At 47.3% G+C, this 15,430-nt stretch carries 21 protein-coding genes; 16 read left to right on the forward strand and 5 right to left on the reverse strand.

Annotated elements, in window-relative coordinates; translation table 11 throughout:
* Positions 1-41: 41 nt before the first annotated feature.
* A complete protein-coding gene (locus ACMGG1_RS14405) occupies positions 42-392 on the reverse strand; it encodes a DUF4377 domain-containing protein (RefSeq protein WP_041415315.1) in 351 nt (116 codons plus the stop codon).
* Positions 393-703: 311 nt separating this feature from the next.
* Here ACMGG1_RS14405 and ACMGG1_RS14410 point away from each other — a divergent pair, with 311 nt between their 5' ends.
* Positions 704-1,240: a DUF4136 domain-containing protein gene (locus tag ACMGG1_RS14410; protein ID WP_230090231.1), complete on the forward strand. Its 537-nt coding sequence runs from the start codon at positions 704-706 to the stop codon at positions 1,238-1,240.
* A gap of 354 nt (positions 1,241-1,594) precedes the next feature.
* On the opposite strand, the gene ACMGG1_RS14415 is transcribed toward ACMGG1_RS14410, so the two are convergent.
* The 4 genes from ACMGG1_RS14415 to ACMGG1_RS14430 all read right to left on the reverse strand — a co-directional run bounded on the left by ACMGG1_RS14415 (position 1,595) and on the right by ACMGG1_RS14430 (position 5,336).
* A complete protein-coding gene (locus ACMGG1_RS14415; protein ID WP_414160778.1) occupies positions 1,595-2,302 on the reverse strand; it encodes a HEPN domain-containing protein in 708 nt (235 codons plus the stop codon).
* A gap of 3 nt (positions 2,303-2,305) precedes the next feature.
* Positions 2,306-3,511: a DUF262 domain-containing protein gene (locus ACMGG1_RS14420; RefSeq protein WP_414160779.1), complete on the reverse strand. Its 1,206-nt coding sequence runs from the start codon at positions 3,509-3,511 to the stop codon at positions 2,306-2,308.
* 73 nt (positions 3,512-3,584) lie between these two features.
* Positions 3,585-4,472, reverse strand: a complete 888-nt coding sequence (locus ACMGG1_RS14425) for a BRCT domain-containing protein (RefSeq protein WP_414160780.1) — start codon at positions 4,470-4,472, stop codon at positions 3,585-3,587.
* Positions 4,473-4,490: 18 nt separating this feature from the next.
* A complete protein-coding gene (locus ACMGG1_RS14430) occupies positions 4,491-5,336 on the reverse strand; it encodes a phage repressor protein CI (protein ID WP_414160781.1) in 846 nt (281 codons plus the stop codon).
* Positions 5,337-5,520: 184 nt separating this feature from the next.
* Between ACMGG1_RS14430 and ACMGG1_RS14435 the strand changes: the two genes are divergently transcribed.
* From ACMGG1_RS14435 to ACMGG1_RS14505, 15 genes are all read left to right on the forward strand, one after another.
* Entirely contained in the window at positions 5,521-5,844 is a 324-nt protein-coding gene (locus ACMGG1_RS14435; RefSeq protein WP_260679855.1) for a hypothetical protein, read from the forward strand.
* Positions 5,845-5,875: 31 nt separating this feature from the next.
* Complete coding sequence (locus ACMGG1_RS14440) at positions 5,876-6,385, forward strand: phage regulatory CII family protein (protein WP_208904986.1); 510 nt, start codon at positions 5,876-5,878, stop codon at positions 6,383-6,385.
* Positions 6,386-6,395: 10 nt separating this feature from the next.
* Complete coding sequence (locus ACMGG1_RS14445; protein ID WP_072269748.1) at positions 6,396-6,605, forward strand: phage filamentation protein Fil family protein; 210 nt, start codon at positions 6,396-6,398, stop codon at positions 6,603-6,605.
* Entirely contained in the window at positions 6,569-6,922 is a 354-nt protein-coding gene (locus ACMGG1_RS14450) for a DUF5347 family protein (protein WP_414160782.1), read from the forward strand. The genes ACMGG1_RS14445 and ACMGG1_RS14450 overlap by 37 nt, the downstream gene beginning before the upstream one ends.
* 66 nt (positions 6,923-6,988) lie before the next feature.
* Positions 6,989-7,261, forward strand: a complete 273-nt coding sequence (locus ACMGG1_RS14455; RefSeq protein WP_414160783.1) for a DUF2732 family protein — start codon at positions 6,989-6,991, stop codon at positions 7,259-7,261.
* Positions 7,261-7,479 carry a TraR/DksA family transcriptional regulator gene (locus ACMGG1_RS14460; RefSeq protein ID WP_414160784.1) on the forward strand — a complete coding sequence of 73 codons (219 nt, stop codon included), beginning with the start codon at positions 7,261-7,263 and terminating at the stop codon, positions 7,477-7,479. The genes ACMGG1_RS14455 and ACMGG1_RS14460 overlap by 1 nt, the downstream gene beginning before the upstream one ends.
* A 2-nt stretch (positions 7,480-7,481) precedes the next feature.
* Positions 7,482-8,306, forward strand: a complete 825-nt coding sequence (locus ACMGG1_RS14465) for a DNA adenine methylase (RefSeq protein WP_414160785.1) — start codon at positions 7,482-7,484, stop codon at positions 8,304-8,306.
* Entirely contained in the window at positions 8,300-8,530 is a 231-nt protein-coding gene (locus ACMGG1_RS14470; RefSeq protein WP_414160786.1) for a hypothetical protein, read from the forward strand. Before ACMGG1_RS14465 ends, ACMGG1_RS14470 begins: the two co-directional genes overlap by 7 nt.
* Positions 8,517-9,443 carry a DNA cytosine methyltransferase gene (locus ACMGG1_RS14475; protein ID WP_262215144.1) on the forward strand — a complete coding sequence of 309 codons (927 nt, stop codon included), beginning with the start codon at positions 8,517-8,519 and terminating at the stop codon, positions 9,441-9,443. The genes ACMGG1_RS14470 and ACMGG1_RS14475 overlap by 14 nt, the downstream gene beginning before the upstream one ends.
* Positions 9,440-11,914 carry a replication endonuclease gene (locus ACMGG1_RS14480; RefSeq protein WP_414160787.1) on the forward strand — a complete coding sequence of 825 codons (2,475 nt, stop codon included), beginning with the start codon at positions 9,440-9,442 and terminating at the stop codon, positions 11,912-11,914. Before ACMGG1_RS14475 ends, ACMGG1_RS14480 begins: the two co-directional genes overlap by 4 nt.
* Before the next feature lie 433 nt (positions 11,915-12,347).
* Positions 12,348-12,533 (forward strand): hypothetical protein, encoded by a 186-nt coding sequence (locus tag ACMGG1_RS14485; protein ID WP_414160788.1) that lies wholly within the window; start codon positions 12,348-12,350, stop codon positions 12,531-12,533.
* 3 nt (positions 12,534-12,536) lie between these two features.
* Positions 12,537-12,770, forward strand: a complete 234-nt coding sequence (locus ACMGG1_RS14490) for a DNA polymerase V (protein WP_414160789.1) — start codon at positions 12,537-12,539, stop codon at positions 12,768-12,770.
* A 285-nt stretch (positions 12,771-13,055) separates the two neighbouring features.
* Positions 13,056-13,889, forward strand: a complete 834-nt coding sequence (locus ACMGG1_RS14495) for a TIGR04255 family protein (RefSeq protein ID WP_414160790.1) — start codon at positions 13,056-13,058, stop codon at positions 13,887-13,889.
* Between the two features lie 18 nt (positions 13,890-13,907).
* Positions 13,908-14,537, forward strand: a complete 630-nt coding sequence (locus ACMGG1_RS14500; RefSeq protein WP_414160791.1) for an XRE family transcriptional regulator — start codon at positions 13,908-13,910, stop codon at positions 14,535-14,537.
* 14 nt (positions 14,538-14,551) lie between these two features.
* Positions 14,552-15,403, forward strand: coding sequence for a hypothetical protein (locus ACMGG1_RS14505; RefSeq protein ID WP_414160792.1), 852 nt, complete (start codon positions 14,552-14,554; stop codon positions 15,401-15,403).
* Positions 15,404-15,430 lie beyond the last annotated feature (27 nt).

Consider the following 15,430-nt stretch of genomic DNA (forward strand, 5'->3'; position numbering starts at 1 on the left):
TTATCAGGTCAGGACATTCAGCCCTGACCTGCATACGGCTATCAGACCTTGTTCTTTTCCAACTGCTCAACCAGCGTATAGCGCAGTGAAGAAGCGTCAGCCGGGACGTTTTCCAGTTCGGTCACTTTAACCTTCAGGCGGTAGCGGTAACCGGGCTCGAAGGTAAAACCTTCGATCTGGCTGTAAAACATTTCCCACTGCCCCTGTACAGAGTGGCGAACCTGCATGCATTTCATTGGGGCAACGCCCATGCAATCTACCAGCGCGCTGTTAACCAGCAACACTTCCGTATGATCTCCGTCTTTATTCACGGGTTGGCTCACTTTCGCTCCCTCCTGGCTGCAGCCGGCGAGGCCGACTAAGGCGATAAATAACAACGCTTTGATTTTCAACGTAATGCACCATTGAGACTTTAGGTGAGCCGATAGTAACAAAGCCACTGCCACCGCGGCCAGCAGCATGTTCTTAATTTTCAGTGAACGAGCCGAAACTCCGGCGTATCGCTACGGGTTTGGGTATCCGCGACCTGAATCGCCTGATGGCACATCCCTACAGAGCAAAAATACGCCCGCTATTTCTGGTGCAGCCACTACGGGTTTTTCTAGTTCATACGGTACACACAACCCGCCCCTGCCAACCAGATTTGCCAAGCTCACCGTCTGGGGCTAAGTTTATGAAACTAATAATCCTACAGGGGTTTTCTATGCGTTCGCTTTCTTGCCTTTTGCTCGCAAGTTCCTTGGCTTTATTGTCGGGCTGCGCCAACCAGCCGCAGGTGACCAGCGACTATGACCACAGCACCAATTTTGGCCAATACCATACCTACGGCTTTGCTACAGAGGCCGAGGGGCAGTACTTAACGCTGACGGGTAAATATATTCATAGCGCCATAGCGCAACAGATGGAGCAGCGCGGCTATAAGCTGAGCGCATCCCCAGACCTGTTGGTTTACAGCAGCGCAATGAAACAAAACAAAGTGCAGGTGAATGACTCCCCCGCGCCGATTGGCCGCTGGGGCTACGCCGGCTGGGGCGGATACAATCAAACGCTGTGGACCTACACCGAAGGCACTCTGACGGTGGATCTGGTGGACAGCAAGAAGAAACAGCTGGTCTGGCGCGGAACCGCCAGCGACACGCTCAACTCCGACGCGCAACCTGCCAGCCAGGCGCAGCTTCAACAGGCGGTAGCCGCGCTGTTTGCCGCTTATCCCTTCCGGGCGGGAGCTGCAAACCGCTGATGGTTTTGAGTCATTAACAGGAAAGTTTAGCCACCCGCGCAAGCCCTATTTCAGCCAATAGGGCTTGATGTATCTGTTGCACTGTTAAGCTGACAGATCACCACGTTATCCCCCCAACACCTCACGTCCCCCTCGTAGCAATCATGCAAAAAAACGATCTTCCTCTGTAGCGCGTTTTGTTACCGGAATTTGAGTCTGGGGAAAGCAGGGGTTGCAGCTTATTTTTTCAAATTGCAGAAAATTAACTGATAAATCAAACACAAAAAAAGACCGAATACTATTTTCGGTCTTTAAAATCAAGAAGTTACACTATAATTTGGCGACATGTTGGCTACGTAGATTTTACAAAGCAAATCAGGTCTGCTTATCAGTATGAAAATGCCCCGCATATGCCACTGGGAAACCACCATAATAATGTGGTGATATTAGTTCCTGAATCTTTAGGTCAAAATCCTTCAATCCCGCCAATATGGCATTGACTTTATTATATTCATCCTCAGGGTTGATCAATGTCTTGACTCTTTTTTTGGACAGATGTGCAACCTCCCCCCGATCACTACCAAATGTATCCATTGCAACAATAAGAGATGCATCCAAGTCGTCGATATTAATTCCTATCGGAAGAACAAGTGATTTAAAGTTATTTTCTTTTATTCCATGATTATCCTTAACCTTCTGTATATACTGTTTCAAGGCTATATCAATAATTTCATTAGTTGACTCTTTAACATTAACTCTGCTCTTAGAAATTTTAACTATCTCTTCATTAGCCATTTCATCGTTTAATGACCAACTACTATGATAACAACATAAAAATGAAAGTAATGTATGCGAGGGTTTATTACTTCTCTTCCATTTTTTTACTGTTTTTATAATAATATCCTTAGACACTTCCTCAATATAAGATTCAAACTCAGCATGCGCTAATAGTATATAACCCTTAGCTAGATCAAGCTGTTTTTCATCATATGTCCCAGTTGGTGAAAAGTTCTCTGGCAACATATTCTTTTTCAATTCAAGAACCCGTAAATGAAGATCTTTGAATAATTGAGAATGTTGCATAGATCACCTCACTCTAATTATTTTATTTTCTTCCAATATATATTCCGGTATTTTAGTGCCAAAGACTTCATTAAGCTTTTCATTCCAAGTTGTAAATCTAGTTACAACAGAACCTAAACTTTTAGTTGTAGTTTCTAAAGACTCTAAAAACCTTGGGTTTTGAATGCAGAGATCTTTAAACGCATTTTCGACAATATCATCACGTCCCTTTGTTGCCTCTCGAACTTCCTCAAAACAAAAAGAATGAATCATTATATCAAATATAGCCCTATTAAAACGAGTTTCGTATCCAGCTCTAGTCCATTTCCGATAAACATTCTTAAGGAATATCTCTTTTAAACGTTTATGTGCAATTTCAAAATTAGAAATTTGCTTATCCACATCATGCACTCGAGATGACCACTCTTGGTTCATCGTTTGACAACAGTTATCAAGAAATAACTTGAGATTGCCGGAATAAGTTTCAAAGAAATTGCTATAAGCGACAAATCGAAGTAATAATTCATTGTCTCGCATACGGAAATCTGGCTTTTGCAAATTCAATATATTCTGCAGCGCAACACTTTCAGCGGACTTATCATCAAGATAATTAATAAAATCACCAGGATGTAGTGCTTGCCGTAATTCTTGCGGTGAAAGAGGTACACTACCAGTATTCAACCGAAGAAAAACATGATATAAAAAATCTTCACTTGGCCAATTGCGTATAACAATCGTTCTTATTGTTTGGTTCTCAAACGAGGAAAGCTCCTCATCGAGTAACGGATTGCTTTGTAAAGAATTAAGTGTGTTGCCATTTAAATCATTTCTAATTTCAAGAGCTGATAGTTTCAATTGATTATATACTTGATCATCTTTATTTGCGGCAAACTGCCGGATGGACAAAAGCCGCTGTTTACCATCAAGTACAATAAAAGAACCTTTTTTATCTTTTTTTTCAGCTAAAACGATCTGTGGAATAGGGAATCCTAGAATTAAAGATTCTATAAATTTACTTTTTCTTTTCTTATCCCATGCATCTCTTCTCTGAAATTTAGGGTCAAGCTCTATATTATTCTTATTAATTTGACTAATAATTGTTTCTGTTGTCCAATCACTCCCACTAACAATAGCTGACGAGAAATCTTGAGTTTTTGTGATATTCAAATCTTCATCATTCTCTTTCTGATTCTCATATTCAGTGAATTCCAACTCGAAATTATCAGACATAAATCAAACCTCCAAAAATAATAAAATAGGTTTATCGAATGATGAACAATATCCATCTCGATTCGTATGTAGTTTAAAATAAACTTGGGTAATAATAACGCCATAACTCTTCGCTGATTATCTTTAATGATGATTTTTTTTCATCCCGATATTCAACCGCTAATTCTATTTTTCGGCCATAACTTTGAAAGCGCCAATCTTTTGAGCTAAGTGCGCCAATTATTAAATAATCAAGTTTTTGTGTCACTCGATCTACAACAACTCCCCCTGCACTCTCGATACCAGCCCTGCACTTTTCTCTAGTACCACAAAGAAATTTCCCCGTAAGACATACCGTTGCGCCGTTTAAATCTAAAGAATCAAGATCTTGAACAGGTAACCGCGTCGCATTACCATCAACAATACCAGAATTCATTTCAACACCTGCAAAAGAAGATAAAGCCTGCATAAGTTGCAATCGTTCTTCTTCAGTGATTACTCCATCCTCTAGTATATTTTTGACCAGTTTGTATAAGTCCTTTCCAGGGTAATTACTTTTCAATGCACCATTAGAGGTAAGGAACCAATTAAGATAGCCTATTTCTGCATCATTTAATGACTGATTAGCAACAACGCCTTTACACAATCCCTCGAGAAGGTGTTTATCAGACTCTATTGAGTATAGATTAATATCTGGAATATCTAGCATTTTTGTTTGAATTTCAATTAAGTCGCTTTTGAAATTATCAAGTTCGGACTTCTCTATTATTCCATCATATAGAATATGTGCTATTTTTTCCCTAATCAATTGAGAGAAGTAATTATCTTTAATTTCCTCAGACTCCAAAAGCCACGTATCTAAATAGATCAATTCTCGCTCATCAATCTTGCTATCGCAAGTAAGCCCTTCAATTATATTAATCAAATTTATCAGTAACTTTTCTCTGTTTCTAGAATAGTTATAGAAGTTATTATTTCCCATGTTTCCTCCAGAATAATGTTAACTTGATATAATGGTTTTTCTCACTTCACCAATACATTTAACGTCATCAACGGAACATTCAAAATTTGATGATATACCTGTAACCTTTATCTTATTACCGGGTATACGAGAAACCAAGTAAATATCATGCACCCCATCAATATTAAGTAGCCAGCTGCCGTTACCTATGGTGTTTTTTTCAAAATCAACCAGCCAAGATTCGTTCGAACGTTCAACCAACCGCATCGTGTTAGCACTCTCAGGGATAAAGGACGGATCACATACCCAAGAACCGATTTCTACTAACAAACCAGAGGCAATAGACATTCGGGGAATTGAAGTATAGGTCAGCTCATAGGATACAGCATCTAGATTACCAGGATTACCTTGCCCAGTGGCCAGCCATAGTAGCGATACTCCAGTATCTAAAGCACACGCCACAACCGCATCGCCGGGGAAATATTCACGTCTGACCCAAGTGCTGATTGTTGCGGTGGAAATGTCCAAAAAGTCTCCGAGTTCTTTTTGAGTTCGGAACCCGTACGCATCTAACATCCTTCGCAGTACAGGCTTACCCCCTGCAGCTTGGATTTTTTCATACAGGGCCTTACCGTGAAGTGTGGATTTGCCAACTTCAAAATTCGAATTTGCAAATTTACCGGTTACTAACCAAGTAACATCCGCGCCTGTATCCAGAGCGCACCGCACTATCACCGTGCCTGGAACTTGCCCTCGCAATAGCCATCCGCCCACGTTACTGCTGGAAATTTCCAGTTTTTCAGCAAGCTCCTTCTGCATAGTAAACCCATAAGAAGAAAGGATTCTTTCTAAAACCTCTGACGCCACAGCGTTTTCTATACGCATCAAGACAACCTTAAATTCGATTTTCGTATTTACAGATACAAAAAACGGATCTACGATAGATACACACCACATGTAACACCGTAGAACACAAACCACTAACCGGAGATATTGCGTTATGTCTCATGATATTGCAAACCCTCAGGCCGCACCCGCTACGCCTTTTTCACCTACGCAGATTGCAAACATGCTTCTGCCTGGTCTGAGCGGCGCCATTCTGGAAGCAGTGCAGCGCGCAGTTGCTATGCACACCTCCCCGACCATGTCCAAAGAGGACTTCATTGCCGTTAACGGCATCAGCGCATCCGTGCTGGAGAAGTGGATCGCTAACGGCGTTGTGCTGCTGGCGCCAACCCCTACAACCACCGTGAAGCAAAACCGAAAGAACCGGAAGACCGGCGAGATCGAAGAGGTCACGATGACCAAGCACGGTAACGCCCTGATCAACCTCGAAGCGTGGCGCGAGAAAAACCGCCAGGTTGCGATCAAATGCCGCTACATCCGCGGTTAATTCGATTATTCGAATTTTGAAGGGCTAAACCATGTTTGATTATCAAGTCTCTAAACAGGCGCACTACGAAGAAGCCTGCCGCCGATTCGCGACAAAGCACAACATCAAGCAGTTGAGCGCTGATGCTGGCATGTCGGCGCAGGTACTGCGTAACAAGTTGAATCCAGACCAGCCTCACCGCCTGACGGTTGAGGAATTGCTGTCGCTGACCGACCTCACCGAAGATCCGACGCTGGTTGATGGGATGCTAGCGCAGCTGCACTGCCAGCCGTGCGTGCCGATCAATGAGCTCTCCAGCGGCAAAGTCGCGGCGTATGTGCTGAATGCCACCTCAGAAATCGGCAAGGTCGCTGCCGAAGCAGTTGCAGATGGCGCCATGACCGCTGCGCGCCGCGGTGCGATACGCGAAAGCGTTAATGCCGGCATTCGTTACATGACGCTGGCTGGCCTCGCGATTCAATCCCGCATCCATGCCAACCCGACAATGGCCTCCACCGTTGATGCCATCACCGCCGTTGGCGCCTCACTGGGCATGAGCTGAGGTGAACATGATGCCAATTTCAATTGCTCCCCTGCTCAAGCAGCAAAGCCAATCTCGCCACTTTGGCCACGGTTGGATCCAACTGCAGAACGGCCGGCGTTGGTGCCCGGCGCAAGACCAGAAAGAACTGCTGGCTCAACTGACCACCGCCCCGCGGGAGTCAATCGGCAGTAAGGCGGCAAAATGGCTTTTACTGAAACTACGCGTACTGTGCCGCTGACACCAGGCCAGCGGGCCGACGGTTTACAGCACGTCGCCGAATTGCGCCGGGATGTTTTCAAGTGCGACAGCACCGCTGAAATAAATCGATTTTTGGCAGACGTGCGCGACGAAAGCGATCCACGAAACAAAGGCAACATCCGGGCTCTGAGCGCCATTTTCTTTTTAGCTGGTATTAAGAAAGAGCGCCACGGGCTGGATTTCAATGAACTGACGAGTGAGGAGAAAAAAGCATTGGTCGATGCAATGAATAAATTCCGCGCAGTCGTGAGTTTATTCCCGAAGCATTTAAGCATGCCGAAAGAAATAACTTTTTAACCTGACCAGAAATTAATTGGCGTAAACCCGCCGGGCTTTTTATTACCTGAAGAAAGGAAAATCACCATGAGAAATATGCAAAAACTGCCAATCACCATCGGGATCGAACCAGCCGCTGGGAACGATGTTTCTGTTGTGCACCAGACCGCCTACCAGTTGGAAGAAATGCTGAAGCGCGCCCGCATGGATGAGCGCAAGAACCAGGCCGCGGTGATATCCACCAAGCTGGAGAATCTGGCCAACTCCATCATCGCCAAAGATCTGAGTCTGCGCGATGCCGTGGAGCTGCTGCGCCACGAGGCCGAATTCATCCAAAACCAGGCGATGGAGCTGCACTAATGGCCGACGCAATGGACATCGAACAGGAACGCCAGCAGCTGATCCTGGACGCTCAAATCGAACAGGCGCGCCGGAAACCGGTCGCCCCTTCCGCCTTTCTCTGTGAAGAGTGCGACGCGCAGATCCCAGAGGCGCGCCGCCTTGCCGTTCCGGGTACAGCCCGCTGCGCCAGTTGCCAGGAACTTCACGAAACAAAATCACGCCACTACCGGGGGTAGTTATGCTGAATTCCGCGTTGAAATGGGTGGGCGGCAAGCGCCGCATAATGGACACCCTGCGCAAACACCTACCAACCGCACCAGGCCGCCGCCTGGTGGAGCCGTTTGTGGGTTCCGCTACCGTTTTCCTGAACACCGACTTCGATTCCTACCTGTTGGCCGACATCAATGGCGACCTGATCAACTTCCACAATGTGGCCAAAGAGCACCCGGAAGAATTGATTGGACTTGGCCAATTGATGTTTGCCAATCACAAAGGCCAAGAGGGCTATTTAGCAGTCCGTGCCAGTTTCAATCTCCGCATTGAAGTCAGCAATATCATGCGCGCGGCGAAGTTCCTCTATCTGAATCGCCACGGCTACAACGGCATGTGCCGTTACAACCGCCGCGGGGAATTCAATATTCCATTCGGCAAGGTGGATGCACCTTACTTCCCAGAGAAAGAGATCCGCGCCTTCGCAGAGAAAGCGAAAACCGCCGTTTTTCTGTGCTGTGACTTCACCGAAAGCATTGAAATGGCGGCGCCCGGCGATGTCATTTACTGCGATCCGCCATACATGCCTAAGACGAAAACAACCGGCTTTACCGATTACCACACGGAAGGCTTCGGCGAACTGCATCAGTACAACCTGATGTACTCGCTACGTGCCGCCGCCGCGCGCGGTTGTCACGTTGTGGCCTCAAACAGCGATGTCGCCGAAGCGCTGCAGTGTTATGGCGAGTTTGAGATCCACCACATCACAGCCCCGCGTTCTGTGAGTTGCAAAAGTGATGGGCGCGGGCGTGTCGGCGAAATCATCGCAACGATGGGGGCCGCCGCATGCTGATCGGTTTTCTTTGCTGGCTTGTCGGCTTCTGTATCACTTTCTGCCTGCTTTGCCTCGGCATTAAAAGCGGGCACATCTACCGCGTCACAACGGCCGCCGGCGTCCTAATCCTGTCAGTCATTTGGCCTGTCACCGCCGCGCTGGTTCTCGGTGGATTCGTCTACGGGCTGGCAATTCTGGTTTATAGCCACATCACTGGGAGTAAAGTCGATGAAAGGAATTGACTTGTTCGCAGGACTCGGCGGCTCATCAACGGGCGCGCGCAAAGCGGGTTTGGACATCGTTTGGGCGGCCAATCACTGGCAAGCCGCTGTTAGCGCACACACGATGAACCACCCTAACACTGTTCACGCATGCCAAGACTTACACCAAGCTGATTGGGGAGAAGTACGGGATTTGGTTCCAAATCTCGATCTGTTATTAGCCTCACCGTGCTGTCAGGGCCATAGCAAGGCACGCGGGAAAGCCAACGGCAACCCACAGCACGATGCGAGCCGCTCAACTGCCTGGGCGGTTACGGCGGCGGCTGAGGTGCTCAAGCCTGAGCAAATCATCGTTGAGAACGTACCGGAATTCCTGCAGTGGTTGCTGTTCCCTGCCTGGGCGCATGCAATGCAGGGGCTGGGTTATTCACTGGCATCCCACATCGTTGACTGCGCCGACCTTGGCGTACCTCAGAACCGGAAGCGCATGTTCATCGTCTGCACCCGCAGCAAAAATCCGCTGGTGCTGAAATTGCCCAAACTGCCTCATGTCTCTGCCGAGTCATTCATTGATTTCGATTCTGGCCGCTGGTCACTGGTCAATAAGCCAGGTCGCGCGGCAGCAACACTCGGCAGGGTTGCAAATGGACGAGCCCAATTTGGTGACCGGTTCCTGATGTCCTACTACGGCAACACCAAATCAGGCCGCTCCCTGCAGCGTCCGATCGGCACTATCACGACGCGTGACCGCTGGGCAGTAGTTGACGGCGACCGCATGCGCATTCTGACCAAGGAAGAAAACATGCTGGCCATGTCATTCCCTGCCGACTACATCACACCGCCGTCACACAAGTTGACTGTTCATATGGCGGGGAATGCAGTTCCGCCAGAGGCGATGTATCAAATAATCAGCGCTCTCAAGTCGCAGGCATGAGCAATAGCCACCGCGGCCGCCAAGCCCCCACTCCGCCGCCGCCCTATCCGGGTAGCGGCGAGCCCGCTTTTGAATGGGCATACTCATGGAACGCACCGCGCAAAGGTGTCGGCTCGCCATTCGTCAGTGCGGAAGAACAAAAAAAGCGGGATCGCATCAATGCCGATCTCGCCGCTGCCTTTGAACACCTGAACAGCCAACCTGGCCTGGTAAAACGACAGGTTAACTCCCACTTCTTCAAACTTGAGCAATCTCAGGGGATCCAGCGAGCACATGCGTACTTGACGCTGAATTTTGTTAAGCGCGCATTACCACGCCTGGAACTGGTCAATAAGCAGTACCGGATATCAAAAATGACGGCGGACAACGCTAGGTATATGGCGCGGTTTAATCACCTTGCGGATATGTCCCGCAGTGATGTTGAGACGCTGGCCGAGGGTATCGCCGCGTTTATCGCGCAGGAGTTGGGACTTGTCGCAGAGCAATGTTCCGCCTGCAGTGATTTGAAAGCAATGTGGTTGCTATACCGCCGTGCCGGGATCATCACTCGCGACTTTCGCCAACTGCCGCCGCTGTGGGAAAAACTGAATAAACGCTTTTTCAGCGAAGAAGATGCCGGCCCCGCCGTATCCCGGATGTTGTCGCCGCAATGGTGGCTCAACCGTCTGCGTCGCACCTCTGCAGAATGGCGCGAGCACTTGAATATTGCGCTGGCCAACGTCAGTAAAAAAACCAACCCATACGCCAGCAAGACTGCGATCACCGAGTGGCGCGAGCAGAAGCGACGCACCCGTGAGTTTTTAAAGGGGATGGAGCTCGAAGACGAAGCCGGCAACCGTATAAGCCTGATCGATAAATATGATGGCAGCGTTGCGAATCCCGCGATCCGCCGCAGTGAATTGATGGTGCGCATCCGCGGCTTCGAGAATATCTGTAACGATCTGGGTTACATCGGCGAGTTCTACACCATAACAGCTCCATCAAAATTTCATGCCACCAACAAACACGGCCATCGTAATCGGAAATGGAACGGCGCCAGCCCGGCCGAGACACAGGGTTATCTGAGGTCGGTATGGTCAAAGATTCGCGCGAAACTCCACCGCGAAGATTTACGCATTTTCGGGATCAGGGTTGCCGAGCCTCACCATGACGGCACGCCACACTGGCACATGCTGATGTTTATGCAGCCTGAAGATGTTGGCCAGATACGTGAAATCATGCGCGATTACGCAACGCAGGAAGATGCTCGGGAATTGAGTTCTGCTAAGGCACGCAAGGCACGCTTCCATGCTGAAGAGATCGATCCTGACCAGGGCAGCGCCACCGGGTATGTTGCGAAATACATTTCGAAAAATATCGACGGCTATCAGTTGGATGGTGAACTGGACGACGAAAGCGGGAAGCCGCTCAAGGAAACCGCCGCCGCAGTGTCTGCCTGGGCCGCTCGCTGGCGTGTTCGTCAGTTTCAATTCATTGGTGGCGCTCCGGTAACCGTATACCGCGAGTTGCGCCGGATGGCCGACCATGAGGCCGCAATTGGCCTTAGCGTAGAGTTTGCCGCAGTCCACGACGCCGCCGACGTCGGCAATTGGGCGGAATATATCAACGCCCAAGGCGGGCCGTTTGTTAAGCGCGATGATCTGGTTGTCCGTACCTATTACGAGGCCGCGGAGGAAACCAACGGATATGGCGAAGACGTGATCCGCGTGCGTGGTGTTTTCTCCCCGCCAGTTGGCCAGGACGTGCCAATCATCACCCGTGTAATCCAATGGAAAATTGTGCCGAAGAAAGCACCGGTTTTGGGTGTTGACCTTCAGGGCGCACCTGCGCCCTCTCGGAGTTCTGTCAATAACTGTACGGGGGATCCTGGTGGGAGTATGGCCCCACCGGATATAGGCGAAGCCGACTATGCCAACTGTGATGTCGATTTTGGCGAGTTATCTACCAAGGAACGGCGGAGGGTGCTGGCAAGAATTAGGGACGGAAACCCAAAAACAAGAATAAGCAGACCACAGGCCGCCAATGTTCCAACCGGCGCAGCTGGCGCTATGGAGAAAATCCGGGGCCGGGTAGAAGAAATTGCCGGTATTCAGATTAGTGGTTCTGAATGCCAACTACTGGCCAAAGGCATGACGATGAAAATTGCCGGCAATCATTACTACGGCAATACCAGCGGTGATGTATTTACGGCACGCGTCCCAGTTCCGGCAGGCGCCCTGATGCAACGTTTCAATAGATTGCGCCAAAAAGTTACCGGCCAAAATGACGAGCGCGAACAGCTACTGAAGCGGATGGAAAAAGAAGGCAATAAGCAGCGAGAAAAAATAGCACAGGAACTGAGTGCAGCTGGCAGACAGACGCCAGCCATTGAAGAGATTGACCGTCTTTTGCTTGGCGGAACGGTGAAGATCGGCGCGTTCTATTTCCGGGCTGGAGCGGACGGCAGGTTGTATGGTCGACGTAAAAAATGACTGCGACATTCACACAATCGGGCGTCGTGATGGGAATATTGAACCTCTTTAAAAGGAGGCTTTATGAAAACTTTTTCACATTTTTGCAGTACAACTGATAGCAAGGTAATTATTACCATGCAAATCCATAGAATGATTGGCATTGGGGAGAGTTCTTTTATCTCACGTGACTTCGGATGCTCGAAACAAAATGATTGCGACTGCAGATCGAACGAAAAGTTATGCCTTGTGCGCTCCCTTGAGTTGCGTCCCGCATAGTAATTGAGGCCGCCTACGGGCGGTTTCTTTGAAATTAGTAGTTCAGGGCAACAAATAGCCAACTAACTGAAAAACATGCAAATGAAATATATTCATTGAGATGTGTGCTTGACGATACAACCAAAAGAGAACAATATAATACTGTACATGCATACAGTATCATCTGGAGACAGTGATGGAAGCACTTGAAAAACAAAAACAAACTTTAACTCGAGTTAAATTCATTGCGGAGCTTGCCCTCATTGCTCCGCGTCACACATCAGATCTTAAGTTGGCGCTTGGGATGATTATCGATTTGACCAGCGATGCACTGCCGGATCACAACTACGATGGAATTTTTTACAACGCAGACGAGGGGTAAATTATGGCGCGGCGTGGCGACGAGGCTTGGGCTTTTGAACTGGCCAGAAAAAGAGAACCAACCGGCAGATGGATTATTACGGTTGCAGATTTTTTGAGGGAGTTGCAAGGGGTCGGCTTTGATTGGTCACCGAGCCAGGCGAACGAATACATCAAGTTTTATCAGCCTACCTGGCGCCTCCAGGTTGAAGGCGATTATGGGCTTAACACCTACTACAAATACTATATGAACCAGTGATTCACCTGCCAGGGCTTGTGCATGTCTATGCTGCATGAATCCGCACGATCAAAAAAGGATCTAAAACAGCCGGGCGCACCAGTAATGGCGCGCCCTTCTGCTATTCGGGCGCCTGCATGAAAACCCATACAAAAAGCGGGCAGGCGTGGCGGGGCTACGATTGCGCGCCAGCGTGGGCCATCCTTTTGTGCCATGTAGTGCCATGCCAGGCACTACGAGGTGAACTACCTATTGTTAAGAGTGTCAACTAAGATGTAAACTAGACTTAGACATGAGGAGTTTATCGTGAACTATCAATACGAGAAGGAGGGTGAAGTGAGCAATGCAGTGATGTCCAATGCACCCGTTTATTATGCGTTGGCTCAGGCCAAATTCAATCCCATTGCAGCCATTGCAAAGTATATAAATGATATACAAGATGTTTTTAGAAAAAAAGGCTTCACGATTTTCGAAATGCATGAAGGGACACAATTATATTTTGACTTGCTGCCAGGAGAGGAGAATCCAAAGCCTAGGATAGCCAATATTGTTAACTGGCAAATAATAAAGTCAGATAGAACATGTGGGTATATACTGAATGACACGTCGATAGCATTCCATACAACTCATTACCTAACACACCATGAGTTTCTTAAAGGGTTGCTCGAGGGCATTGAGGTCGTACACGAAGTAGTTACACTTGAGCATTTAAGTCGACTAGGTTTAAGATACTTAGATGCTGTCTTACCTGTCGGAGATGAGACACCAAACGATTACCTTGTTGATCAGTTGCATGGTGTAAGCTTGGGTAAGAAACATCTACAAACAGTGAACGAATCAGTGTATGAAACTGCTGTGATCCCAGTCATCATGCAGGGAGTGTTAGTAACTAGAATACATAAGATCTTTGCTGAGCTTGGTTTTCCTCCAGATTTATCAGCATCCGGTCTTGTTATGAAAGAGTGTTTTAGAACAGAAAAACCTGTTCAACATGCAATTATTGATACAGATCATTATGTGGATGGTCATATAAATATCAACATGGAAGCTATTTCTCAACAATTGGAAAGCTTGCATGGAGAAATAAAAAAGACATTCCATGCTATGGTTACAGACCACGCAGAAAAAACGTGGCAATAAATTTTATGGAGGCTGCTTATGTATGACACAGCATTCGCACCAACCCGAAAACCAAGCTCATACGCTTCAGAGCTCAAAACTGTTGCTGTCTTAGGGGCAACTCTTTTTTTATCCAGTACGGGTGGTAACTTTAGTACTGGAAACATGGCGCACTGGCTCGGGTATGTAAAACCCAAGATTTCCTTGATTATTGATGAGCCAACTCAAACAGGACCAAAAGCAGATGTTCGTTCGGTTGCAGTACATCTGACCAACATCAGAAATGTGCTTTCTCCAACCATGTCAGAGTTAGCTGTGATTTTTGGTGTCTCAAGACAAGCTGTCTACAAATGGCTGTCTGAGGAGTCTACACCTGATGATCAGGATAAAATGTCATTAATCAGAAATTTAAGTTTGGTTGCTGACAAATTAAGTGATTCAGGGGTTGCTAAACCAGGCTCGTTGATCAAGATGAGAGCATTTGAGGGCAACTCGTTGATTGACATCATTCGACAGAAAGGTAACTGGGAAACCGCTGTTGAAGTTCTTATTTCTGAAGATCAGGCAATGAGTGAAGCTTATGCAAAGTCTAAAATTGCAGAGTCTAAAACTGCAAAAAATGACGACTGGCTTTCTTCCGAGTCAATACCTGGTTCAACAGAGAAATGAAAGAGAGTTAGGACATGCTTGGAAGGTCTACTGAGTGGAGACAAGGTCATTTACTAACTGATGAGTCAGCTTTAGCATTAGGACTGGTCCCCATATTGGGGACCAGGGCTAAGATCATCGTCATAACTCATGATTGCGATATACCTAATAATACTGAACCTTATATTGAAGTTATAGCTGGAGAAACAGTAGATAGGTTGGACGGGAATTTGTGCAACGCAAAAAACCCAAGAAAAATCCATCTAAAGTTTTACAATAATACCTCTGGTCTCGAGGAGGCGTTTCTCTTTGAACATAATCAGAAGAAGGCTGTCGCATATCAGTCTTTTAGTGAATTAGCTATCATCGATAGAGACTACAAACTTGAAAAAGAGCAAAAAGGCGCTCTAAAACAATGGCTTGCAGCAAGATACGGTCGCCCTGCTTTTCCGGACGAATTTGAAACAAGAATAAGAAAACACAACAGTAAAAGATTCACCTTTGAAAAAGAGATATCTAAGATTGTCAGTCCAAGCGTTGAGCATGTAGTAGGCATTTTCTTTGATCTACATAATAACCGAAGCGTAGATCTCCCCGATGGTGAGCCCTACGAATTATCTATACATGTCATTTACGACTCAGAAATTGGTGCAATAGTAGCACGAGAGGCCGCAGAACAAGTTGCGGAAGGAATAAAGACTTTGGTGCACCATCTATTTGGGCAAGGTCAAAACGCCGTTGATATCGATCTTCAGTACTGCGATGCAATACCGGACACAGCATTAACATTGGCGGATATTCGGCGGCTCGATCAATGGAGGGTGGAATATATTAGTCTGCAGGATGATTCAACTGGCGACTTCCTTGCTCCGGCAGCACCATTGTGACCTTGTAAACCGCCGGTGACGGCGGTC

Source organism: Serratia sp. BNK-12 (assembly GCF_047456085.1).
Taxonomy (GTDB): Bacteria; Pseudomonadota; Gammaproteobacteria; order Enterobacterales; family Enterobacteriaceae; genus Serratia; species Serratia liquefaciens.